We start from the raw sequence: 24,304 nt of genomic DNA, 5'->3' as shown, positions 1-24,304 counted from the left end.
TCAAGAATTTTTATTAATAAAATTTGTAAGGAAATCTACAGGAAGTGGGAAGAAGGTTGTGGATTTACCTTGTCCTGAAGAAATTTCTTTCATTGTGTCTAGGTATCTCAAAACGATAGCATTTTTATGGGCATCAAGAATTTCAGCTGCTTCGGCCAATTTTTTAGCAGCTTGCATTTCTCCATCTGCTGAAATAATTTTTGCACGTTTATCTCTTTCGGCCTCAGCTTGTTTTGCCATTGCTCTTTGCATCTCGATTGGAAGATCTATTGCTTTTACTTCGACAGTAGTTACTTTAATACCCCATGGCTCAGTTTGTTCATCGAGAATTTCTTGAAGTTTAATGTTTATTGAATCTCTTGATGATAAAATTTCATCGAGTTCAAACTGTCCAATAACTGATCTTAATGTTGTTTGTGAAATTTGGCTTGTTGCTTGTAGAAAATCTTCGACAGATATAATGGCCTTGCGCGGATTTTCTACTCGAAAATAGACAACCCCATTAACTTTTAACGTAACGTTGTCTTTGCTTATGATATCTTGAGATGGAATATCCATTGTGACAGTTCTGAGATCGATTTTTCTCATTTTTTCCACACCTGGAATGAGAATGATTAGACCAGGACCACGAACTCCAGCGAATTTTCCGAGTCTAAAAACTACACCACGTTCGTACTCATTAAGAATTTTGAAAATTTGCGTCAGTAAAATAAGTAAGACTACAATCGCTGGAATAAAATTTAATGGCATAATATCTCCTTCAATTAAATATTTAAGATTAATTTTTCCTTATCCTGGCCTAAAATTTCTGCCTTGTCATTCAGTTGAAATTTTTGAGTAGAACTAGCTTTCCAAATTTCTCCCCCTACTTTGACAGAGTATAAATAGCTTCCATTTTCATTTTCTTCAATGCCTTCTATAGAACATTTTTTTCCGATTAATGAAAAATCATCCCTATTCTGTAGAGATTTTGCATCTTTTATCCAAAATAACACAATGAAAAGTACAAAAAGAATGATTGCTCCTGCACTTGAATAAATTAAAGGACGAGAAACTTCAATATACGAATTTTCTGTACGGTATAAGAAAAGTGATCCAAAGAGCATTGAAGCAATTCCAGCGATAGTGAGGAGTCCATAACTCGTTATAAAGGCCTCAAGGATAAAGAGAATAAAACTTAAAATAATCAGACCAAGTGCTCCAAAGTTTAGAGGTAAAACCTGAAAACTAATTCCGGCCAAGATGAGAAATACGGCCCCAATAGAGCCGGCAATCATCCCACCTGGGGCCTGAAGCTCGAGGTAGATAAGCGCCGCTCCAATTAAAAACAAAATATAGGCCGTAGAAGGATGACCTAGAATGTTTAAAAGTAGATGCCCAAAGTCCATTTTGAAAGTTGTAATCTTAGGGTTTTTTACTATTGGTAAAAAGTCTTGGCCTTTGAGTCGATATTTAGATCCATTTATCTGTTCAAATAATTCACTATAATTACTCACAATACCATTTATTATATTTTTTTCTTTTGCAGTTTTTGCATCAAATGATTTTCCTTCAGAGATCATTTCACTATAGCTTTTAGGGTCATGTCCTCTTGTTTTTGCTAAGCTCTGAATGAGAGCAACTAAATCATTTATGGCCTTGTTTCTTAGATCGCCTTTTTTGATATCTCCACTTAGCTCGACTGGGGTTGCTGCTCCAATATTTGTTCCTTCACTCATATATAATAAATGAGCTCCACTAGAGATTAATGCTCCAGCACTTGAAGCAGAGGACCCTTCGGGTGTTATCCACACAAAGACAGGGATATCAGACTCACCAAATTTAGTGAGAATGTCCTTTGTTATTGTCACAAATCCACCAGGAGTGTTCATTTTGATGAGTAGAGCGTCACTTTTGGAAATTGATGCCTTATTTAAGGCAGATTTCAAGTACTCTAAGGTGGCCGTATTAATCGAACTATCAAATTCTATTTCAAGGATGTCGTTAATTTGGAATTCTTGAACATTATTGTCAGCAAATACTTTCGTAATGAGCAAATGTGGAAGGAAGAATAAAAGCATGATAAGATGTTTAATGCGTATAGATAACATGACTAATCCCAATAGTAATAATAAATCTTATGTATTATAGCAAAATGCTATACAAAAAAGGAAAAAAAATTGGTTCAAAATAATTTAAAAGGATTCAAGTGTTCCTTAATTAATCCCATTGATGATCTACATGCAAACTATATTCACAAGGGTGTCATTATTGTCATCGGAGAGAATATTGCTTTTGCTGGAGAAGAAAGCGAAGCTCCGATTGAATTATTACAAAATAATATTGAGTGGCATGATTTTTCTAATTTGTTGGCGCTGCCAGGATTTATAGATTTGCATTTTCATTGGGTTCAAGACGAAGTGCGTTCAAAAGATAAAGCATCATTAATTTCATGGTTAAAAAAATTTACTTGGCCGGAGGAAGGAAAATTTGAAAAGGAAACGTTTTCAAGTCTACAAGCAAAAATATTTGCCAAATATTTGGCCAGTTGTGGAACAATTGCTGGAGGTTGTTACTCATCTCTTCACAGGCATACAGTTGACCATGCTTTTGAAAATTTTAAAGGTCACTTCAAAATAGGTCATGTTCTTATGACCATGAATTCTCCTGAATATCTTAAACATTCAGATAGCGAAGCTGTGGAAATGGTTTCTGAGTATATTAAAAAATACGGAGATTCATATGTTGTTACACCTCGATTTGCTATGACAGTTGAACCTGATGTAATGAAAAGGACTGCGCTTATGGCGAAAGAGAGTTTTTGTTATATGCAAACACATTTATGCGAGACAAAAGATGAAATTGATATCACTCTAGGAATCTTTCACAGCTTTCCTGGATTTGAAGACGTAAAAAATTATACTGAGATCTATGATCGTTGTAATATGCTCGGAAACCAAAGCATTTTTGGGCATTGTATTTATTTGACTGATGAAGAATTCCTATTACTTGCAAAAAGTGGCTCAAAGATAGCTCATTGTCCAACTTCAAATGCTCCTGTAGAAGATTTAGGACTTGGCTCTGGATTGTTTGATATTGAAAAGGCCAATCACTTTGGAGTTGAATGGGGTTTAGGTAGTGATATTGGTGGAGGCCCTTATTTATCAATGTTTGATGTAATGGAGTCTTTTGTTACTCAACATCAAAAAGCTGGCAGAGATTCAGTAAATTATACAAAAGCTCTTTACAGATCAACTCTAAAAAATGCTGAAATTTTAGGACTTGATTCAATTCTAGGTAGCTTTGAAAAGGGCAAAGAGGCGAGTTTTATTTTTGTAGAAAATTCAGTTCATTCTTCGGAAGAAGCAGAAAAGGTTCTAAAAGATCTTATTTCACCTTTATCTAAACGCCGTAAGAAAATGGACAAGCTTGTCAGAAAAACATATTTTAAAGGTAATTGTATTTTTGAGTAATTATTTTATTAGAATGCAGAAATTAACTTTAAAGCTCAAAATGTTATTATTGTACATGGATTTGTGATTCTTGTTGGAATATTTGGATTAGAAATGTCTAGAACTAAAACTCCACCATAACTATCACCAGCATAAACTCTGGAAGTAGAAGAAGGGATAGTTGAAAAAACACTTCCTCCACCAAGTGAGTCATGGGCAGTTCCTGCAACAGGAGTGCTCGGATTTGAAATATCAAAGGGCAATTGGCCAATAGTACCGACGCCCCCTAAAACATAATTTGTTTCAGAGAGATATAAAAGTCCGTTAAAAGTATTACTTGAAACACATGTACCAAAACTCGGAGACGCTGGATTTGAAATGTCTGAAACACAAAATCCTCCTGAGGACCATTTTCCGAGATAAACTTCATTGTCAATTTCATTTACGGCCAATTCTCGAACAAGACCGCCATCGGAGTGAGATCCTATTAACGTTGGCGCGGATGGGTTAGCAACATCAATAATAACTAATCCTCCTAGACCATGAGCTAAATATACAGTCAGATCATCAGAGGATAATTCAAGATGGTAAGCTGTGTCCGTTGCAGCGTACCAGGATCCTGAAAAAGTTAAGTTAGATTTATCTGACATATCGATAATGAATAAACCATTCATTCCATTTGCAACAAACGCATATTGATCATCACTAGAAATTCTAACATCTCTAGCTGTAGAAATTGCGGTAAATGTATCGAGTAAGATTGGATTTGAAGGATTTGATATATCTATGGATATTACACCATTTGTCCCGTCGGCCAAAAGAATAGTCTTATTATCACTAGTGATGTCAAGACCATCAGTTTGGTTTGAATTTTTATACCTTGCAATCACTTGTGGCCCATAGTTGGCCTTGAGATCTACAATAATCAGTCCCATAAATGCGTCTGCAATATACATGTATTTTTCATCACTACTTATTACCATTCTTTCGGGAGAAGATGTTGTAGGGATCGTTTTTACTATAGCAGGTGAAGCAGGAGTAGAAACATCCATAACAACAAGTCCACCTCTTTCATCAGCTACATAAAGAAAATCTTTTGATAGTGATAGGTCTCCATAAAAAGCAAGTCCATCAGTATCAATTGTATTTTGATGAATAGGATTGTTTTTTGTGGAAACATTTATAGAAATAACTCCACCTGTATAATTGAAAACATATACAGTATCTTGATCACTTGAAATTTTTACTCCATATGAAAAATTTGAAGTACCATAAGTTGCGACTAAACTTGGTGAGTTTGGGTTTGATACATCAATAATTCTTAGTCCGTTACTACTATCGGCCATATACGCGTAATTTCCGTCGGAGGAAATATCAACATCATAACCATTAAAGGTTAAATCAATGTTTGAGTAAAGAGTTGGACTTGATTTGTTTGCCACATTAACAATTGTTAAACCTGCTCCTCCGTCTGCTACATAAACGGTATTTTCATCAGTAGAGAGTTTAAATTTATTACAGGACCCTGGAGTATTGTAACTACCTTGAATGCTTGGAACTCCTGATGAGGATAAATCAGCTATTTTCAAACCCGCTGATTCATTACAAAAATAGAGAGTTGAATCGTCACTTGAAATTTGTATTTGTGAAACTGTATTAGTAAAAACTTGAATATTTTTCACCTTGATATCATCTAAGTCACTAATGTCTAGGGTTATTATTCTAGTAACTTCTGATAAATAAGCGTAATGATGATCACTTGAAACTGCTATATCGTTGATTTCCCGGTATGTAGTTCTGTATGCACCTATTTGAATAGGATTTGATTCATCGCTTATGTCATATATTTCAAGACCCATATATTCTTTGTTTACATAAAGTCTATTTCCAACAACCTTTAGAGTTTTAGCACGTCCTCCAAAGTCTACCCATCTGGAAGGATAAGTGATATTGCTGTTATTATTATTTCCAGCACTATTATTTATAGTTTCTCCATTTTGAGGTTTATTAAAAAGCTCAATTGTAATGGATCCTTTTCCACAAGAAACAAGTGTGACTATGAGAATTAATCCTAAAAGTGTTTGAATTTTTTTTACTAGCATATGTACTACTTTTAAAAAGTGTGTCTCCTTTATTTTAAAACTCTTAAGCAAATTTCAATAATATGTAGATAACCATCTGAAATTGTGTTATTCGTAGAGAGTTCTTTGTAGTTAAAGTGCCAACTACAGTACACTGTGCTTGAAAATATATTCCAAGTGATAAAGTTTTTACGCTACCAAGTTAACTTTGTTTAATGATTTTACAAAAGAAGTATAAATCTTTTTAAAGTTGCCTTTATCATACTTTATTTCCAGTTTCTTTTGAATTTTCATAAATTGCGATTCGTCCAATTGCTCCCGGTAGAGTTCCTTTACAAAATCGTGAGCAATGATGAATATTATCGCAAGTGGAGTAATTTGGGTATGATCTAATCCTCTTGGAAATCCGGAACCATCTTGCTTTTCATGGTGTTGCCAGATGATTTTATCAACATCTGCTGGAAAAGTAATATTTTCCCTAACTAACTCGGCCGTTTTATATGGATGATTTCTTACTAAGTTTTTATCATTTGGAGATAATTCTCTAAATTCTTTGCAGGCCAGATCTTCAACCATTGCGACATTAGGATCTGTCATTAGAACATCATGGTAAATTGATGCTAAGATGAGCTTTTGTAATGTGTCGTCGCTTGCCCACTCTGTTTGTTTGCAAATAAAACATGAAATTTGTGCGGCCATATAACTATGATCATAGATATAATCTCTTTTTTCAAAGTGACGAATCATCATTTTAAAAATTTCAGTTTGGCCCTTGATTGGAGTTGAAAAAATATTTTCAATCATACGTTTTGTTATTTCAACGACTTCTTGAGTGATACCTATTTCTAGTATAATGTGATGAATGTAAGCGTGCGCTTTACGTCTTTCGTTTTCATCACTTGCATCAAAAGGTTTATCTTTGCGAACTAAAAAATTGAGTTTTTGATATCCATCACAAAAATTTTCGAAATCATCTTTATGGATGTATAGGTATTTTTGTTTCTTTTTAATATATTTATCGATATCAGCTTTAGTGTATTCAGAATTTTTATGAATTATTTTAACAAATTTCTCTGAAGACAAACCTACCCAAATGTCACATAAGGTTTCATCGAAACGCCAAAAATAATAGATTTTAATTTTATAAAAATCAGTTGAGTTACGTTCATCTGGCCCAAAGATTTCTGGAGTTACAACTTTTTTAATTATCTCTGGCAGAGCAATTCGAGTTTCCATTTTGTTAACATAGCCTTCAAACTGAGATACGTCTGGAAATGAAGAAGGCATCTTTTGTAATTGTTCTAGGTTTAAAGTTGTATGTAAAATAAATGGAGTAAGAATATCTTGTTCTTTGATAAAATGATAAACATCTGAGCCATTTTTGTTAGGCATTTCAAAATCACAAATGATTAAGTCGAACTTATCTTGGCCCAAAAGTGTAATTGCAGCACTTCCATCTGCTGCCTCGACAAAATCAGAGGCAGGAAATTTCTTTGTTAAACACAAGACTGCTAATTGTCTGATTGTATCATCATCATCAATAATTAGTACTTTCATGATGGCCTATCGGTCTAATTCAGTTCGTAGTTGAGTTATTCTGTTGGAAAAAGTTGTGAAAATAAAAAAAAATGTCAACTATTTCATATAGATAAGCAAACAGGTGCATGATCAGAGCCCATGACATTCTTTAGTATTTCACACGATTTTACCTTTTGAGCAATTTTTTTAGTGGTAAAAAAATAATCTATTCTCCATCCTATATTTCTCTGTCGACAATTATTTCGATGTGTCCACCATGTATAATGTCCAGTTTCGTTTTGATGTAAATCTCTAAATAGATCTTGAAAACCACTATCAATCAAATGATCCACCCATTTTCGCTCATCTGGTAAAAATCCAGTTGTTTTAGTGTTTCCTTTTGGATTGGCCAAATCAATTTCTTTATGTGCAGTATTAAAATCACCTGTAAGAATGATTTCTTTATTTTTTGATTTAAATAACTCAAGTGCTGTATCTAAAACTTTTTGAGAGTAGGAAAGTTTGTAGGGGACTCTTCCGTGATCTCGTTGACCATTTGGATAATATCCATTGAAAAGAATAAAATCGTAATGTTCTATAATTAGAGTTCTTCCTTCGTTATCAAAGATTTCTTCGCCAAGACCTTCTGTTACTCCAATAATCGGGATATCTTTTTTTATTAAGATTGCAACTCCTGAGTATCCTTTTTTTTGTGCACAGCTTAGATATAAACTATACTCTGGATGCTCTGAAATCTCTTTGGGAATCTGCTCTAGAGTCGCTTTTACTTCTTGCAGACAAACGATGTCTGGAGAAACTTCATTTAACCAGACCAAAAAACCTTTTTTGTAAACTGCTCTTATGCCATTTATATTCCAGCTTACAATAAGCATGTCCTCTCCTTAGTAATTTCAATAATTTAAACAAATCCGATTTTATACACTTGGCCAGTATTTTTTTCAAAATATTTATTTCTTACAAAAAATTACTTTTCACACTAAAAAAAATTGATTAAAACGCACGGATAAGTGACTAACAGACTTTACTTTAGAGTTTGAGCGTTAAAGGTATATGATTTCGGTCATTTAGAGAGTCTGTAATAATTACCCCGTGTTAAAGTAAGTGTTGAGCTTGATGCGTAGTGTGATTATATTGAGCAACATAAAAAATTTAGATGCGTAGCATTTAGTTATATACAGAACAAACATACGGATAGGAGAAAATTATGCGTTCATTTGAAAACATTGCAAAACTAATTAGAACAAAAAGAATAAACCACCCAAAAGGTTATTCACAATCTGAGCTTTCAAATCTTTTAGGATACAAAAATGGTCAGTTTATTTCTAACGTTGAAAGAGCTCTTTGTAGTATTCCTTTAAAAATGTTAACAAAAGTTTCTGAGGTATTAAGCATTTCACACGACGAACTTAGAGATGCAATTCTTAAGGATCACCAAGAAACAATTGAAAACTATTTGAACAAATCAGGAACTTCTACAATTGTTAATCCAGAAATTACGACTCCAACTATGGAAGATATTTCTGCAAGCATTCTTGCTTAATTCAAATTTTAAAAAACAAAATTTTTCTTTTTAAGATTATCTTGTAAAATAAACCGGCCCCAAGAAGGCCGGTTTTTTTTAGCGAGTTTTATATGAAAAGTTGTCTTTTATACTTCGTACTTATTTTATGCTCATGCACAATGAACACAATTAACCGAAATCAAATAGAACAATCTCCAAGCGGAATATATCTTTATAAAGGCCGTGTATTGAGAACTGATGACAAGAAACTAGTACAAAATGGTGCTACTCTAGAGAAAATCCTAAAAAACAAAACTAGTGATAAACAATTATTTGCCAAAAATGAATTAAACTACTGCAATTACTTTTCTGCTTTTAAAGTATCTCAAGATTTGACAAAAGTTAATGAACTTTTAAAAAAAGGGAAGACCTTTGAAGCCCAAAAGAGGCTTGAAGTAATTAAAAAAAATTGCCCTGATATAGGATATCAATCAGTCTACCACCTATTACTTGCTAAGACTTATGAACAACAAAAAAAAATGGATAAGGCCAAGTTTGAAATTAATAATTTCTTAAAAAGTAGTGAGTCCTTTAACATCCGATATGGACAAAAATTAGACGAAAGGATGAAGAATTTCAAATATGATCCACAATTTGAAAGAACAAGACGTGCTCTTTCCACAGGAATGCTGAAGGCCAGTGATATAAACATCGACTCTCATATATTCAACCCTAAGATGTTTTCTTTACCTCTACTACCTGGTGGAGCGTTTAATAGAACAAGTAAACCACTAATCACAATTAGTAGTAATTCATACCAATCTACTATCGGTCTAGGTTATCTAATGGGAAGTGAATATGGACACTTTTTTCCGTTATATTCAATCAATTCAGAATCTGAAAATATCTTTTCCATCTCTCATAAATATCAATTCTATGAAAGTGAAAATAGTGATTTCCAAATTGGAATTAGTTCAGAGTGGAGTCAGATAAAAGAGGTCGTTTATAAATCCAGTAATGGGTATATTTTCAATCAAAAGACTTTGGCCCAAGGCAATTATTATTCATTTGCAATTGGATCAACAAAGAGAATTTCCCCATTTGATTTTTTGGCCTTATCAGGTGAAATTCGATATTCTTTTTATGATATTTGGGACCTTAATAAATTGTATTACTCAACTTTTTTTACCTTGTTCACACCTTATTATTTAAATTTTAGCGGTGGAATAAAAAATTCTGATCCTTTTGTCGGTTTACAGCTTTTAGGTGGTTATGTTTACATTGATTATAATTTTGAAATGTCTGAAGTGATTTCAGGTGTAGGACTTGCTTTTTAGAAAATTGACTTATGGTGCATTCCTATTCTTGCCTCACAATTTGGCAAAAATAATTGTTTGGAACTACTTTTAATATCTAATGAAAATTAAAAAGCTGAATGTTTTACAGATTTTACTCAATACCTTTATAGCGTTTGTATTCTTCATAACTTCCAGAAGACTCTTCTGTATCATTGGACCATTCATGATTTCTCTGAGTTTCCAAATGATGCGGATCTTCAAATACATCTGCAATACTAACGATCTCACCTTCAGGTGTAATTTCTCTATTTGCAGTATAAGTTGTATCAATAGGACGTCCTTCATACTTCGACTTTAGTTTTATTCTGTCCTCTTCAGATAGACCTGTCTCAAAATCTCTCAACTGCTTGAGCGATTTATAAAAATTATCCTCTAATTTTGATAATAATTGGTCATTTGCCCTATAGTAATATTCAAAATATTTTTTTCGTGAAATAAGATGTTGACTCAACAAGTTGTCATATTTTCTAAAAATATCACTTCCACCACTTGTTCTTCTGCGAACTCTTTTTCTGTTCCTATTTTGACCATTGGCCGATGAAGAAGATTTTACATTCTTATTTCGATTATTTTTATTATTGCGAGAGCGATTATTACTATTTCGCCCTTTGTTGTTTTTATTCTTTTTTTCCATTTAATAGCTCAGATTTCTAACACCTTTTGCTGGCATAGTATGCGTTATGGTGTATATTAGTCAACTGTAACTATATATATACTAAATGTTAGTCTTTATAAGATAATTTAAACCTCTATTTTATTACTAAGGAGTCATCTATGAGTACAAAAAGAGTAAAAGTCGCAATCACTGGAGCGGCAGGTCAAATTGGGTATGCCCTTCTATTTAGAATCGCCTCTGGACAAATGTTTGGGCCAGAAACTGAAGTTGAATTACAACTCCTCGAACTCCCTCAAGCTCTTCCTGCACTCCAGGGTGTGGCCATGGAACTTGATGACTGTGCTTTTCCACTACTCAAAAACATTGTCTGTACTGATGATCTCAATGTGGCCATGAAAGATGTTAATTGGGCCATCCTCGTTGGATCAGTACCTCGTAAGGACGGTATGGAAAGATCAGACCTTCTCAAAATCAATGGTGGTATTTTTACCGCTCAAGGGAAGGCCATCAATGATAACGCAGCAAGTGACGTGAGAGTTTTCGTTGTAGGTAATCCTTGCAATACAAACTGCTTAATAGCCATGAATAATGCTCCAGATATTCCAAACGATCGATTTTTTGCCATGACTGCTCTTGATGAGCTACGTGCTAAAACACAACTTGCTAAAAAGGCCGGTGTTGATATAACTGCTGTGACGAATATGACAATTTGGGGAAATCATTCTGCCACTCAATATCCTGATTTTTATAATGCAAAAATTAATGGTGCCCCAGTGACAGAAAGCATTTCAGATACATCTTATTTAAAAGAAGAATTTATCTCAACTGTACAAAAAAGAGGGGCCGCTATTATCAAGGCCAGAGGTGCTTCATCTGCTGCTTCAGCAGCAAATGCTGTCGTTCAAGGTGTATATCAAATGACCCACGACACTCCAAAAGGTGAGACATATTCTATGTGTCTCTCTTCTAAAGGACAATATGGAGTTGATGAAGGACTCATTTTCTCTTTTCCATGTCGAACAGTGAATGGAAAATTAGAAGTTGTAGAAGGTTTAACACATAATGATTTTGGAACAGAGAAGTTTAATAAGACACTGGATGAGTTACGTGATGAAAGAAATGCTGTAAAAGAAATGGAATTGATTTGATTTAAATCTATAAAAAGGGATAAAATGTTATTTTTATCCCTTTAACTCTTTGAGGAAGATTTTTATGGAAAAGAATCTCATGATTTTTCTGGGAAATGTCGAAGGGCCATTATTAGAAGTGAAGGATCATTTTGAAAGTGATGAGGAGTGCAGCACAATAGGTCTTAAAGAATCTGAAATAAAAGCAAATCTCAAACCAGAACACTTTCCATGTGCCATTTTGGCCAACGAAACGAAACTTGCTATTCAGTTTTTAAATTATTATAAAAAATTAATCTCAGATACAAAAAGTAAAGTCGTCCTTGTTCCATTAATGGATCTAAATGAAAAACAAATAAAACAATTATATGGCCTGGGCGCATTTGATGTTATTACGGGAAAAGAAAGCAACACTAAAACAATAGCCCATAAAGCAAAACTAGCACTGAAAACAATTCCAAAAATTGATGAAGGTAAATTTGATAACTTAAGAGTTGAACGTCTAATCACTCCGGACAAAGAAGATAATCCTCTCAGTGCTGAAAAAAGACGCGAGATTGATTATGAAATTGTAGACTATTTAGCAGTTGAAAAAATGTGTACTGCATCTCTTAAAAAACTTAATAAAATTGAAGAAGCTTTAGAAGAATTTGAAAATTCACGTATGCAAGTTCAACTTAGACAATCTGCTGAAATATTTGCAGAGATTCAAAATTCTGCCCGAGTAAACAATTTTACACCTCTTGAAGAATTTATTGAAATCCCTTCAACTATTAAAGATATTATTTTAAGTACCAAAGACGAAGCACTCGTTGATATTTTAACGGGGTTACTATTTAATTCTATAGATTTATTACGTTACGAGTTTAAGTCCATCAAAGAAAAAAAATTAAAAAAAATGTTGGTTGAAAACCCACATAAAGCACTTTTTAATCGATATAGGTGGCTCGGACAAAGAATGGTTGATCTGAACCAGGAAGATAAAATTACACCAATAATGGACAATCTTGGAATTTAGATGAGGGCCTGTTTTAAAATGGCCTTAATCTCATTAACCAAGTTCATATAATAAATTTCTTGGGCCTGACCATTTAGAAAAATAGCATCTTTACCAATGACTTTATTAACATTTGAGAACATATCTATTATTGGAGTACCTAAAGACTTAGCAACTTTTTTCGAAATTCCTGCAAAAACAGGGTTATTTGTAATAAATTCACAATTTAACGAATGGGCCTTTAGAAGAGAGTATTGTGCTTGAACAAAATTGCCCATTTTTAGTTGTATTTTCCCCATTAGATAGTAGATCTCTGCATTTGTTTTTACTTTTTCTTCAATATTCATAAGCTTCAGAAGAGAGTCTTTATATTTTCCTTCCTTAAGCAAATTTTTAATTTTTAAAAGTAGATCTTCAAGAGTTTGTGAAGTAGAAGTTTGACAAGCAAGGACCTTTTTTTCTAAATCTACAGGGGTAGTAATATTTAAAAAAACTGAATTGTCATTTTTTACTTTGTTACTGAGCTCGGTTAATTCCATTTCATATAATTTATAAAGATATTCATTTCTTAAAAATAAGTCCTTATCCTCAAAAGCATAATTATCTATAACAACGTTTTCGGTTAATACGACAGAAGGATTTGAATAAATAAAACGTGATAATGCAGGAAAAAGCATTAGTGCTGTTAATATTTTAGGGTTCTCAAATGATTTGATATCATTTTTGAGCTGATTTATATTCTTTAGAAGAAATTTTTGTTCCTTCATCTCATTTGTAGTTCCATGATAGATAATTACTTTAGGTATTTTTTTGAGTGACTCTATTTTTGTCCTCACACGTGAGAGTGTATCAATTTTGTTAGACCAATCAAATAAAGTGACTCTAATATTATAGTTTTTTTGAATCTCATCTAAGGCCTGTTCGATGGCCGGTTTAAGTGCTTTTATACTTAAATCCCCCATGAGCAAAACATTAACTTTTGAGGCCTCTTGCGCATCTTTGAGATCTACTTTAACAATATAGGGGTAGGGGGCAATTCGAGTAATATTGGATGTGTATTGTAAATAGAAATATGCAACAAATAAAATTAGTATAAAAAAGACAAATTTAAGCTTCTTAATAATCATAATTTCATAACCTTATCATATTACACTATGGACATTACCTACACCCTTTATGATGTCTTTTTTTTCTGATATATGCCAGAGGGAAACAATGGAAGCAAAAAAAATGATTAAAACACCAGAATTACTTGCCCCGGCCGGAAATCTTGAAAAACTAAAAGTTGCTGTTTCTTACGGTGCAAACGCAGTTTATTTGGGGGGGCAAAAATTTGGTCTCCGTGCAGCAAGTGACAATTTTACTCCACAAGAACTTGCTGAAGGCGTACTTTTTGCTCACAAACATGGGGCAAAAGTATATGTGGTTTTGAATTCGTTTTTTCATGATAAAGATTTTTTAGAACTTCCAGCTTTTCTAACTTTATTAGAGAGTTTAGAAGTTGACGCAGTCATTGTTTCTGATATTGGTGTCGTAAAAGAAGTCGGGAGACTCTCAAAAATTCCAATCCATCTATCCACTCAGGCCAGCTGTCTCAATGTTGATGCCGCCTTGTTTTGGAAAAAACTTGGAGTTCAAAGAATTGTATTAGGAAGAGAATGTTCAGTTAAAGAAGGTGGAAAAATTAAAAGACTTGCAGGAATCGAAGTTGAAATGTTTATACATGGTTCGATGTGTATGGCCTATTCCGGAAATTGTACAATTTCCAATTACACACAAGGAAGAGATAGCAACAGAGGAGGATGTGCACATAGTTGTCGTTTTGAATACAGTTTAAATATCAATCAACAACAGAAAACGGCATACTTCATGTCCTCGAAAGATTTGGAAGGTATTCGTGTTCTTCCTGAATTTATCGATCAAGAAATTGATTCGATTAAGGTTGAGGGCCGTATGAAGGGACATCATTATGCAGGAACTATTTCCAAAATATACTCTGAGGCCATTGAACATTTTAAAAAATATCAAAACTTTACAGATGCTAATTTTATAGAATGGGAAAAAGAACTTCGAAAAATTACTCATAGAGATTATACACAGGCCTCTCTACTAGATAAGGCCACCTCATCTTCAGTCTACAATCAAAGAGAACACGATGAGAATCTCTATGTTGTGGCAGGAATGGTCTTAGAAGTCATTGAGAATGAACATTTGTTAATCGAAGTAAGATCAAAGTTTAGAAAAGGAGATCTTCTAGAATTGTTGCCTTTTTCTGGTGATGTGTATGCATTTATTTTAGAGGATTTAATAGATGTAGATGGACAAGAAATTGAATCTTCACGGCCTGGCACGGTAGTTAAGATTCCTTATGTTAAAGGTGTTAGGACATATAATATTCTTAGAAAAAGGAATATTTTATGATAAAGTTGGTCACTTACCTATATAATACTTCCCAAATAGATCAATTTTCAGAAAGTGAAGTTAGTGAAGTCATTATCTCAAATAATTTGTTTTCAAGATTTGGAGAGCATACAGTTGAGGAGTCTATTCAACTTGCAACGTTAGCAAAAAATAGTGGCCTAAAAACCGTTTTTGAGTGGGATAAACTCTCAACTGAAGACGAACATGAAGTTTTGAAAGAAAAGTTTTCTAAAATAGATTTAAGCTCATTTGACAGTATACGCATTCAAGATTTAGGAGCATTGTTTTATGTGGCCAGTAATTTTAAAAAATTAAAACTTCAATTAGTTCTTGAAACGGCACACCACAATAGTTACTCCTTTTCCACTTATTTTGATTTATTCCCTGGCCAGATTGAAAGAGTGATCCTTTCTATTGAATTAGAATCAAGTGATCTCGCTAAAATTGTAAAGAATATACCTGTACCATGTGAAATCCTTGGACTCGGAAGAATTTTACTCTTTTATACTCCAAGATCACTTATTTCACCTCTGGTTTTTGATCATGATGATTTAAAAGAAATCAAATATTTTGAAGTTGAAGGTAACTCTCAAGAATCACCCCATAAAGGTTTTCCTATAATAGAAAACTCAAGAGGGACATACATGTTTAACACCTCTGACTTTTGTCTCTTAGAGCAAATTGAAGAACTTAGTCAAATAGGTATGAAATATTTTCGTTTTGATAATCGCTTTTTGAGTCTATCTCTGGAAAATATGATTTCTTTATTACTTAAAGAATTCAAATTAGAAAAGGCAAAAGAAATTAAAAGTCTCTACCCAAATCGTGTCATCAGAGGTTTTTACCACAGAAATAAAAGTGATGTTCTATTTCCAAAACTTAAAAATCAACACACCCAACGTAGAGATGATCAATTTTTAGGCGAAGTGTTTCATGTTAAGAAAAATGAGTGGCTTGGAATAATTTTACATTCAGATAGGCCCTTAGAATTGCAAAGTAAAATAAAGATAATAACCCCCGAGGGGAAAGAAAAACATTTAACCATTTTTAAATTAGAAGATTCAATGTCTAGAAATGCGTTCAACACACAAAGGGGCCGTTTTTATAAAATTAATTATATTAAAGGCGTAACAACAAAAAGTTCTGTATACTTTGTTTAAGTCGTAGAAATACATCTATTAAAAAATCTTCTCACTCCTAAAAGTTCAACAAATATTAACCTAAGATCTCTAATGTTATGATTTTAGATACTTTTACCAAGGAAAATTTATATTATTTAATACTACAGTAAATGAGTCGGATTGCCGATATGAATCTTTAAGGAGATCAAATTATGTCCAGCAAAGACATCAATTATGTTGAAGTCGAAAGAGTAAAACTATTATTCAAAATGAATTATTTTGCTCTACTTGCTATGATCGTAATCGCTAGTGGTATCCTATATACATTTTATAATGATAGATCAATTTCAGTTCACATGATTTGGTATATTCCTCTAATTGCAGCAACTATCCTTAGAATGTTTATAACTACTCTATTTTGGAAAAAAATAAATCGGGGAGAGAAATTGGATTATCTTTTATGGGAAAACTACTTCGTATTTTGGACGTGGATTAGTGGAATTTCAATGGGACTATGTTTTCTTATTCTTTTTCCTCTTGAACAATCTGTAAAACAAATCATGTTAACAACAACATGTATCGGAGTATGCTCTGGAGTTATTTTGGCATACACTGCCTCTAAAAAGGCCGTTATTGGTTACACGATTATAGTTTTCTTATCTATCCTTTGGTGTTTAACAATGAGACTGAGTGGGGATGGTGTATTTGTTTTAAATGTCATTGCTCTACTTTATATTACAAATCTCGTTGGTTCTGCCAAAAAACTAAACGAAACAATAAAAAATGAACTAGAGTATCGAAAAAAGGGAATGCAATCAAGTAAAATGACTGCTCTTGGTGAAATGGCCGCAGGTCTTGCTCATGAGATCAACAATCCACTTACAATCATCAATGGTCATATTTCGACACTTTCACAAAGAGCAAAAGATAATAAATTAGATAACTATACCGTAATTTCAAAAGTTGAAAAAGTTAAAGACGGCGTTGATCGAATTGAACAAATAATCTTAGGATTGAAAACTTTTGCCAACGATTCATCAGATGAAGAAATAAAAGTTGTCAATATTCGAAAAATAATTGATCGCGCCGTAGCTTTTAGTACGATTCGTCTAAAGGCCCTGAGAATTGATCTGACTGTTCACTTGCCCGAAGATGAATGTTTCATTGAATGTAGACCACTAGAGATTAATCAGGCATTAATAAATATAATTAATAACTCTTGTGAGGCAATATCTAAAATCCAAGAGAAATGGATATTAATCGATATAAAAATCTTGAATAGTATCTCTATCAGAATTATTGATTCTGGAAATGGTATAGAGGAGAATATTATCGAAAATATAATGGATCCATTTTTTACGACAAAAGAAGTTGGTTCAGGAGTTGGACTGGGCCTTAGTATCGCAAAAGGTATAATTGAAACGCATGAAGGAACTATTGAATATATTAAGCATGAGGGACATACTTGCTTTGAGATAAGACTTCCGAAATATGCCATTCCTAAAATTGCATAAAGCTGTAAAATTAGTAATTTACTCTAAAGTGACGAGAGAATTTGGCAGCATGTTTTAGTGTTTTTTATAAGTTTCTTTTTATAGGTTGAGTGATTTGAATAACTTATAAAATAATCATAGAAATTTCATTATTTTGAATCCTAATTGGATAAAATTATAAGATGAATTTCTATGAGGGGTTTGTATGAAGAGTTTAGTTAGTATTATTTTATTAATATTGATTAATTCATGTGTAGAAAATCAATTAAAAAAGACTAAAGTTGGTTTTGATAATCAAGCTTATAATTTAGATAACTATCAAAATTCGAACTCGAATGATGATGATTATATTTTACAACATGAGAAATATAGATTTGTTCAGCTGCTTGAGGCCTATGGAGATAATTACAAGTTTCCTGGAAGTAAGATTCAATTTTTACAAGGAAGTAAACATCAGAATTGTTATTCATGGATAAATCAGCAGATCGTGTATTATGGATATGAAATTAATGAGTTTTACATAAAGGATAACAATGGAAATCAATTTCCTGAAGGTACATGCCTATATGAAATGAAACAAGGTAATAATACCATTGCTTGTCTTACTTCAACTAAAGATTCAGATTATCTTTTTAAAAATTCATTCCATGTTCTAGATGTAGATATTGTTCCAGTCACCCATTGCAATCACTATAATGATACATATGATATCTCTTTTACAATTAGATCATTGAGTTCGAGTAACGATGATTCAAGCAATGACGATCCTGTAGACATTCCTATTGAAGACCCTTCAAAAGATACAGGAAACGGCCTGGCCCGTGTTTGGTTAGATAGTTGTCCAAAATCAAGCACAGGAAAGAGAAATTATTCTTTATGTAAAATAGATCCAATCTATACTGCAATGATAGAATTTAATTACATTGTTGGGATAAATAAAATATTATCAGATTATAGCTTAGTCCTATCTGAGTTTGATCGATATGATCAGGCCCTTAAGTTATTTGAAATTCAATTAGATTTTCCTTCCTCTGGTATTCCTGTTTTTTGGCCTTTTAGAAATTTTCTTGTAACTCATTTTTCAGATGAAATTAACAATTGGTTTATAGAATTTGCAGGAAGATATCCTACTAACTCAGAATTGAGTATTATAAAGAGTTTAATTGAGTCAGATTCAACTTATCCTAGCTACTTTAAAAAGTCATTGATCGTAAAATATATTTCTGATCAGTACAAAGTAACATCTAATGATGATAACTCAGGAACTGGTGGAAACACAGGAACTGGTGGAAACACAGGAACTGGTGGAAACACAGGAACTGGTGGAAACACAGGAACTGGTGGAAACACAGGAACTGGTGGAAACACAGGAACTGGCGGAGACACAGGAACTGGCGGAGACACAGTAACTGGCGGAAACACAGGAACTGGTGGAAACACAGGAACTGGTGGAAACACAGGAACTGGTGGAAACACAGGAACTGGTGGAAACACAGGAACTGGTGGAAACACAGGAACAGGTGGATACTCAGGAACTGGTGGAGACACAGGAACTGGTGGAAACACAGGAACTGGCGGAGACACAGGAACTGGTGGAAACACAGGAACTGGTGGAAACACAGGAACTGGTGGAAACACAGGAACTGGCGGAGACTCAGGAACTGGCGGAAACACAGGAAGTGGCGGAAACACAGGAACTGGCGGAGACACAGGAACTGGCGGAGACACAGTAACTGGCGGAAACACAGGAACTGGTGGAAACACAGGAACTGGTGGAAACACAGGAACTGGTGGAAACACAGGAACTGGTGGAAACACAGGAACTGGTGGAAACACAGGAACAGGTGGATACTCAGGAACTGGTGGAGACTCAGGAGCTGGTGTAGATTTGCCATCTCCTCCAATTATAGTTTCAGGAGAGTTTAATGGATCAAGTTATAGTTTAACAATTAGAGGTCATCAGGAAAAGGATAGACTTCAGATTCTAGACTCAACTTGCAATACAGTTTTAGTAAGTAGAGATAATGTTTTTGCGGGCGATGTAAAAATTGATTTCACATTAAGTACAAATTATCCTCAATTACGAGCGAAAATCATTCGTGATACTAACAATAGTGAATGTTCAGACGTATTCACTCTAACCAACAAAACTCCTCCGAAACCTAAAGCAGACACAGAAAATAATAGCACAAGAATTGAAGTTAATGGTGTTGTCTTTGGTTCAAATCCAATTCTTGCTCCATCAGGTATTTTAGTCTATCCACAAGAAGTTCAGATCGGATTAAATCCTTTAACAAATGCTGATGTTTGTAAATTTACCTATAGATTACTTCAAGGTGTTAGGGGGGATTTAGTTACAGCAGTCGAATCAGATACTATGGCCATAAATAATTCAAAAATAATATTGCCCTTGCGAATGAATAATATATTTCCTTCTGAGTCATATATAATTGATCAAACTTACACTTTTAAATTTAATATTGTATGTCAAGTTGGTGGAGAGAAAGAATGGATTGAATATAGTGATTGGAAAATTGTTCCGCTTCTACCATTAAAAGTCGAAGGTGATTCTATGTCAAATTTTTATATCAATTCAGGAGATGCTCCTAATTCAAAAAATTCAGCCATAGAAATTTTTACCGATTCTGAAAATAGTGCCAGATTGCGAGGTAGTATCGGAGTGAATAGTCTATCAGATGCAAGTGATAATTTTAAACTTACAGTTAAAGAGGATGGGCATTATACTCTAAATTTATCTCATCTTGGTTGGAACGGTAATGAGGTTTTTGTAAATATCTATAGGAATAATGAAACTGTGGCCAACTGTGGTCTTACCTCAAGCAGAGAGGATTATATCCTTCCAGTAATGGCCGGAGATACCTTTTTCTTTGAGATCGTTAAAGGTGGGCATAATACAGATTTCAAAACATTTTATAATATTGATCTAGAGTATTCAGCTGAATTTTTCCCAAATGCTTATGTTACAAGTATGCGTGCTGATAGAGGATGTTATTATGATGGTTATGATGATGGGACACCCATGATCAGTAAAAGATTAAGATTTTCCTCTGTCAGTTATGATTCAAATCCTGTGGCCATGGCAAGTGCGCCTGAATCACATCTGTATCATGGAATTGAAATTTATCCACAGATTTTGAATTTTGACTTAATTCCTTTTAAACACTCTGAAGTAGATTTTTGTAGAATAGAATTAGATTTTATTTATGATGGGAAAATATTAGTAGAGGCCAGTAAATTGATTGATATTTTTGAACCAAATATTTCAATTAAGATTAAAGACATTTTACCAACAGTTTGGTTTTTAGCAGATAAAGTTCATAAAGTTGAGGCAGAACTCATTTGTAAAAATGCAACAAATGGAGAAACAGAGAGTTTTAGTGAAAAAGAGATTAATAATCTGAAACAAATAAAATATGGAAATTTAATTGGAGATAGTGCAAATGGAGTTGTTTATCAGTTAAAAGATGTTCCAAATAGTTTAACGTCTTCAGCAATAATGGTTCCTGGCCAAGCGAATGATATTAGACTCATGGGTACATTTGGGAAAATGAATACATCTTCTCAGGTTGATGATACTGGAGATATCTTTAAGTTAAATTCGAAACTTAGTACCGGATACTATGAAATTACAATTGAATATATAGACTTTGGTGACCATCTTCCTCGAATCACAGTCTATAAAGATAATAAGGAATTTTGTGGTACTATTCTCGATCTAGGAACATTATCTAAAGTATATTTACCATTAGATGGAACCAATAATTATCATCTTAAAGTTTCTGGAGAGGGTTTTGGTCAAAGTGGGCCTTATTCTGTACTCATGAAATATAACTCAGCTTCCCCAACTGATGTCGAAAAAAATTCTTGGCTAAGATGTGATTACAGAGATTAGTGAAGTGCCATAGTTTTGAGTCAGTAACGAGTTTCAAATGTTGTGGAAACATAATGTAATTTTGAATAGATATTTAGATAAACTCAAGAAATGGCCTCAGGTCCTGAATATGTTTTAGAATGATAAAGGGTAAAAACTGAGGGGTAAGAATGAAGAACGTATTTTGGACAATGTTGATATTATTGATTGGAAATGCTTGTATTCCTCAAAATGCTGTTAAGAAAAATGATAGTTCAAATCAATTCATAGTTAAAAAAAATAAATATTATACAGACGACTACTCAGGGTCTAGTGAAAAAACTCCTTTTGATGCCTACCTTAATGCTAATGGGGCAAATTCACTTTTCCCCGCTTATAAAATTGCTTTCCCTGATTCATACCTAAGTATGGGTTGTAAGTCGTGGTTAAACTCTTATATTAGTTACTCTGGTTATGAAATCAGTACTTCAAGTGTTGAAACGCCTAGTGGATTTACCCAAAATGATTCTTGTCTTTTCAAACAAGTAGATCCTTACTCGAAAAGTGTAACATGTAGAGTGGAGTTTTTTCAAAATGTTCAAACTTCAATTTTAGTGGCGATATCTCAAGGATATCAAATACGACCAGTGACAGAGTGTTTGGACATAGGTGGCTATTACACCTATGAATTTAGAATTAAATTGATGGATGACTCTGAAGCAGATGATGGATTAGGTGGAGTTGATAATAGAAATGGTGGGACAGATTTATATAATACAAATACAAGCTGGGAAGAATGGATGTTTTCTTGCAGTTCAGATAGCGAAGGTAACCGCATTCTTGCTACATGTGAATCATATCCGGCCTATTATTCTGAAGTTTCATCATATTTTTATGAAATATATGGAGTACTGCAAAACTATGGTCTAGGAAATACTGCAACTACAAATCAAATAACAGAAGAGGCCTTTTATATATTTCAACTTCAAAAAATGGGAATTGGAGTTGATCAAAATGATCCGATTGAAGATTTTAGAATAAAATTTACAAGTAAATATGAGTTGGTCCTAATAGGTTGGTTTAATGAAGCTCTTCAACGCTCTCCAAATATAAGTGAACTCTTATCTGTGAAAAATGTAATTTCAGACTCTAACCTTTACCAAACACATAAGACACCAGATGCAATCAAGAGGTACATATTAGAAAGTTTTTCAAATAATGATCATTCAAATAGTTCAGAGTATCCGGAAATCCCTCCTAGTGGAATTCCCTATAATGTCGATGGAAATGATAATCCTTCAAGTGGAGGAGATGTCAATAATAATACACAGGTTGCAGGGAGTTCAATAGAAAATCCAATTGTGGTTCAAGCAGGAGTTAGTATCGATCTTGATAGCTCAGATCAAAGTGGTCTTATTTTTTATGATGCTGGTCAAATCAATGCTAAATTTGTCTTAGCATCGGATAAACCAGCTAACGTTTCTATCAGTAATTTCTCAGCTGGTGATGAAATAAATTTCATTGGAATATCACCGGATGATCTATCTTTTATCAGAAATGGTAATAACTTAAATGTTTCAGTTATAGATGGAGATGTAAGTCAAGTGATTGTTCTTGTGGGATACATTGGATCTCCACATGATGTTTATGAATTCAATGAAATGGGACAAGGTCACATTTTAATAGATGGGCAATTGCCTATCAGACCAAATAGTAACATACAAAATCAAGAAAGCTCTGTCCCTGGAGTTATAACATCCATCGTTTTGAAAAGCCCTATTGAGAATGTTAGTAATGACCATCAACCAGCATTTGTGATCAGAAATCTTAATGATGAAATGAAACAGGGGGATATTGTAAAACTATACAATCAAAGTGGATGTGCAGATGAACATCTTGTAGGGCAGTCTGTATCTAGTAATCTGAATGTTTATAATCTTGCGTATTACCAGGCAACGGTTAATCTAGATATTATAACTCTTATGCAAACAGGAACCTTTCATAGTGGAACCGATTATAAATTCTTTGCAAAAGTTATAAGAGGACAGAAAGAGTCTCCTTGTAGTGGTGAAGAACTAGCTCCTAGTTATACTTATCTTGCAAGTCCTTCTCCTCCAACTGCAATTGTAATGACAAGTCCTAGTTTCAATATTGGAGAAACAAATGCTTCAGGAACAGAAAAAAATCCAACACTCAAAATAAGTTTTTCAATCTCTGGAAATCAACCTGTAAAACAGGGAGATAAAATTATTCTTTATAAAGGACAAAATTGTAACACATATGCTGGTGAAAGTATTGTAAACACAGGAGATTTCGTAGAGATCACTTCAAACACACTAAATGATTTTACCACTTATTTTTTTACAGCAAAAGTTGAAAGAAAAAATTTTGATCCTTCGCCCTGTTCAAGCGTTAGTTTTCCTTATTTGCTTCAGAACCCTATAACAGAGGAAGCTCTCTACAATTTTGCAGCAGTGGATAAAGTGACATGTGAATCTTCGGTATCAGCACGTTGGGCCGGAAAAACGGCGACGTGTACGATTGGAGGAGGATGTGGAGCGAGTTGTGGAAAACCAGGAGGAGGATGTAGCTCGGCAAATCCAACACTGTGGGGAGCGTGTATAACAGAAAGCGAAGCAGTAGATATTAATCAAACACAAACTAATGATACATCACCAGATATGGTAGATATATGTGGAGATGGGGGAGATGGATATCTTTACTGTCAACCATCTTACTCAGGCAACT

The 24,304-nt window shown here is 33.6% G+C and carries 17 protein-coding genes; 10 read left to right on the top strand and 7 right to left on the bottom strand.

Annotated features, from left to right (window positions below; genetic code table 11):
• Both H6622_08770 and H6622_08765 read right to left on the bottom strand, forming a co-directional pair.
• Positions 1 to 750 (bottom strand): slipin family protein, encoded by a 750-nt coding sequence (locus tag H6622_08770; GenBank protein MCB9061600.1) that lies wholly within the window; start codon positions 748 to 750, stop codon positions 1 to 3.
• 14 nt (positions 751 to 764) lie between these two features.
• Positions 765 to 2,090, bottom strand: a complete 1,326-nt coding sequence (locus tag H6622_08765; protein ID MCB9061599.1) for a nodulation protein NfeD — start codon at positions 2,088 to 2,090, stop codon at positions 765 to 767.
• A 69-nt stretch (positions 2,091 to 2,159) separates the two neighbouring features.
• On the opposite strand from H6622_08765, the gene H6622_08760 reads away from it, so the two are divergent.
• A complete protein-coding gene (locus tag H6622_08760) occupies positions 2,160 to 3,452 on the top strand; it encodes an amidohydrolase family protein (GenBank protein ID MCB9061598.1) in 1,293 nt (430 codons plus the stop codon).
• Positions 3,453 to 3,487: 35 nt separating this feature from the next.
• On the opposite strand, the gene H6622_08755 is transcribed toward H6622_08760, so the two are convergent.
• From H6622_08755 to xth, 3 genes are all read right to left on the bottom strand, one after another.
• A complete protein-coding gene (locus tag H6622_08755) occupies positions 3,488 to 5,533 on the bottom strand; it encodes a hypothetical protein (protein MCB9061597.1) in 2,046 nt (681 codons plus the stop codon).
• A gap of 168 nt (positions 5,534 to 5,701) precedes the next feature.
• A complete protein-coding gene (locus tag H6622_08750; GenBank protein MCB9061596.1) occupies positions 5,702 to 7,069 on the bottom strand; it encodes a response regulator in 1,368 nt (455 codons plus the stop codon).
• A gap of 83 nt (positions 7,070 to 7,152) precedes the next feature.
• On the bottom strand, positions 7,153 to 7,923 hold the full coding sequence (gene xth / locus H6622_08745) for an exodeoxyribonuclease III (GenBank protein MCB9061595.1): 771 nt from the start codon (positions 7,921 to 7,923) through the stop codon (positions 7,153 to 7,155).
• Positions 7,924 to 8,255: 332 nt separating this feature from the next.
• On the opposite strand from xth, the gene H6622_08740 reads away from it, so the two are divergent.
• Together H6622_08740 and H6622_08735 are read left to right on the top strand one after the other, a co-directional pair.
• Positions 8,256 to 8,591: a helix-turn-helix transcriptional regulator gene (locus H6622_08740; GenBank protein MCB9061594.1), complete on the top strand. Its 336-nt coding sequence runs from the start codon at positions 8,256 to 8,258 to the stop codon at positions 8,589 to 8,591.
• Between the two features lie 140 nt (positions 8,592 to 8,731).
• Complete coding sequence (locus H6622_08735; protein ID MCB9061593.1) at positions 8,732 to 9,889, top strand: hypothetical protein; 1,158 nt, start codon at positions 8,732 to 8,734, stop codon at positions 9,887 to 9,889.
• A gap of 112 nt (positions 9,890 to 10,001) precedes the next feature.
• Here the strand turns inward: H6622_08735 and H6622_08730 are convergent, their stop codons facing one another.
• Positions 10,002 to 10,544, bottom strand: a complete 543-nt coding sequence (locus H6622_08730; GenBank protein MCB9061592.1) for a hypothetical protein — start codon at positions 10,542 to 10,544, stop codon at positions 10,002 to 10,004.
• A 140-nt stretch (positions 10,545 to 10,684) separates the two neighbouring features.
• Between H6622_08730 and H6622_08725 the strand changes: the two genes are divergently transcribed.
• Both H6622_08725 and H6622_08720 read left to right on the top strand, forming a co-directional pair.
• Positions 10,685 to 11,674, top strand: coding sequence for a malate dehydrogenase (locus tag H6622_08725; protein MCB9061591.1), 990 nt, complete (start codon positions 10,685 to 10,687; stop codon positions 11,672 to 11,674).
• A 64-nt stretch (positions 11,675 to 11,738) separates the two neighbouring features.
• Positions 11,739 to 12,671 carry a hypothetical protein gene (locus tag H6622_08720; protein MCB9061590.1) on the top strand — a complete coding sequence of 311 codons (933 nt, stop codon included), beginning with the start codon at positions 11,739 to 11,741 and terminating at the stop codon, positions 12,669 to 12,671.
• Here the strand turns inward: H6622_08720 and H6622_08715 are convergent.
• The gene (locus H6622_08715; GenBank protein MCB9061589.1) at positions 12,668 to 13,777 is read right to left on the bottom strand and encodes a hypothetical protein; all 1,110 of its coding nucleotides are present in this window, start codon (positions 13,775 to 13,777) and stop codon (positions 12,668 to 12,670) included. The genes H6622_08720 and H6622_08715 overlap by 4 nt on opposite strands.
• A gap of 88 nt (positions 13,778 to 13,865) precedes the next feature.
• Here H6622_08715 and H6622_08710 point away from each other — a divergent pair, with 88 nt between their 5' ends.
• The 5 genes from H6622_08710 to H6622_08690 all read left to right on the top strand — a co-directional run.
• Entirely contained in the window at positions 13,866 to 15,071 is a 1,206-nt protein-coding gene (locus H6622_08710; GenBank protein MCB9061588.1) for a U32 family peptidase, read from the top strand.
• Entirely contained in the window at positions 15,068 to 16,231 is a 1,164-nt protein-coding gene (locus H6622_08705; GenBank protein MCB9061587.1) for a U32 family peptidase, read from the top strand. The genes H6622_08710 and H6622_08705 overlap by 4 nt, the downstream gene beginning before the upstream one ends.
• A gap of 173 nt (positions 16,232 to 16,404) precedes the next feature.
• Positions 16,405 to 17,706, top strand: a complete 1,302-nt coding sequence (locus H6622_08700) for a GHKL domain-containing protein (protein ID MCB9061586.1) — start codon at positions 16,405 to 16,407, stop codon at positions 17,704 to 17,706.
• Between the two features lie 184 nt (positions 17,707 to 17,890).
• Positions 17,891 to 21,598: a hypothetical protein gene (locus H6622_08695; protein MCB9061585.1), complete on the top strand. Its 3,708-nt coding sequence runs from the start codon at positions 17,891 to 17,893 to the stop codon at positions 21,596 to 21,598.
• A 149-nt stretch (positions 21,599 to 21,747) separates the two neighbouring features.
• A partial coding sequence (locus H6622_08690) for a hypothetical protein (protein ID MCB9061584.1) occupies positions 21,748 to 24,304 on the top strand: 2,557 nt, incomplete at its 3' end.

Source organism: Halobacteriovoraceae bacterium (genome assembly GCA_020635115.1).
In the GTDB taxonomy this organism is placed as follows: Bacteria; Bdellovibrionota; Bacteriovoracia; order Bacteriovoracales; family Bacteriovoracaceae; genus JACKAK01.
The sequence above is the reverse complement of the archived record's forward strand: the minus strand, read 5'-3'. Positions and strand labels throughout refer to the sequence as shown.

Excerpts from the sequence above, each read along its gene's own strand:
- H6622_08770 (MCB9061600.1), bottom strand. The coding sequence starts at position 750 with ATGCCATTAAATTTTATTCCAGCGATTGTAGTCTTACTTATTTTACTG.
- H6622_08765 (MCB9061599.1), bottom strand. The coding sequence starts at position 2,090 with ATGTTATCTATACGCATTAAACATCTTATCATGCTTTTATTCTTCCTT.
- H6622_08755 (MCB9061597.1), bottom strand. The coding sequence starts at position 5,533 with ATGCTAGTAAAAAAAATTCAAACACTTTTAGGATTAATTCTCATAGTC.
- H6622_08750 (MCB9061596.1), bottom strand. The coding sequence starts at position 7,069 with ATGAAAGTACTAATTATTGATGATGATGATACAATCAGACAATTAGCA.
- xth (MCB9061595.1), bottom strand. The coding sequence starts at position 7,923 with ATGCTTATTGTAAGCTGGAATATAAATGGCATAAGAGCAGTTTACAAA.
- H6622_08740 (MCB9061594.1), top strand. The coding sequence starts at position 8,256 with ATGCGTTCATTTGAAAACATTGCAAAACTAATTAGAACAAAAAGAATA.
- H6622_08735 (MCB9061593.1), top strand. The coding sequence starts at position 8,732 with ATGAACACAATTAACCGAAATCAAATAGAACAATCTCCAAGCGGAATA.
- H6622_08730 (MCB9061592.1), bottom strand. The coding sequence starts at position 10,544 with ATGGAAAAAAAGAATAAAAACAACAAAGGGCGAAATAGTAATAATCGC.
- H6622_08725 (MCB9061591.1), top strand. The coding sequence starts at position 10,685 with ATGAGTACAAAAAGAGTAAAAGTCGCAATCACTGGAGCGGCAGGTCAA.
- H6622_08720 (MCB9061590.1), top strand. The coding sequence starts at position 11,739 with ATGGAAAAGAATCTCATGATTTTTCTGGGAAATGTCGAAGGGCCATTA.
- H6622_08715 (MCB9061589.1), bottom strand. The coding sequence starts at position 13,777 with ATGATTATTAAGAAGCTTAAATTTGTCTTTTTTATACTAATTTTATTT.
- H6622_08710 (MCB9061588.1), top strand. The coding sequence starts at position 13,866 with ATGGAAGCAAAAAAAATGATTAAAACACCAGAATTACTTGCCCCGGCC.
- H6622_08705 (MCB9061587.1), top strand. The coding sequence starts at position 15,068 with ATGATAAAGTTGGTCACTTACCTATATAATACTTCCCAAATAGATCAA.
- H6622_08700 (MCB9061586.1), top strand. The coding sequence starts at position 16,405 with ATGTCCAGCAAAGACATCAATTATGTTGAAGTCGAAAGAGTAAAACTA.
- H6622_08695 (MCB9061585.1), top strand. The coding sequence starts at position 17,891 with ATGAAGAGTTTAGTTAGTATTATTTTATTAATATTGATTAATTCATGT.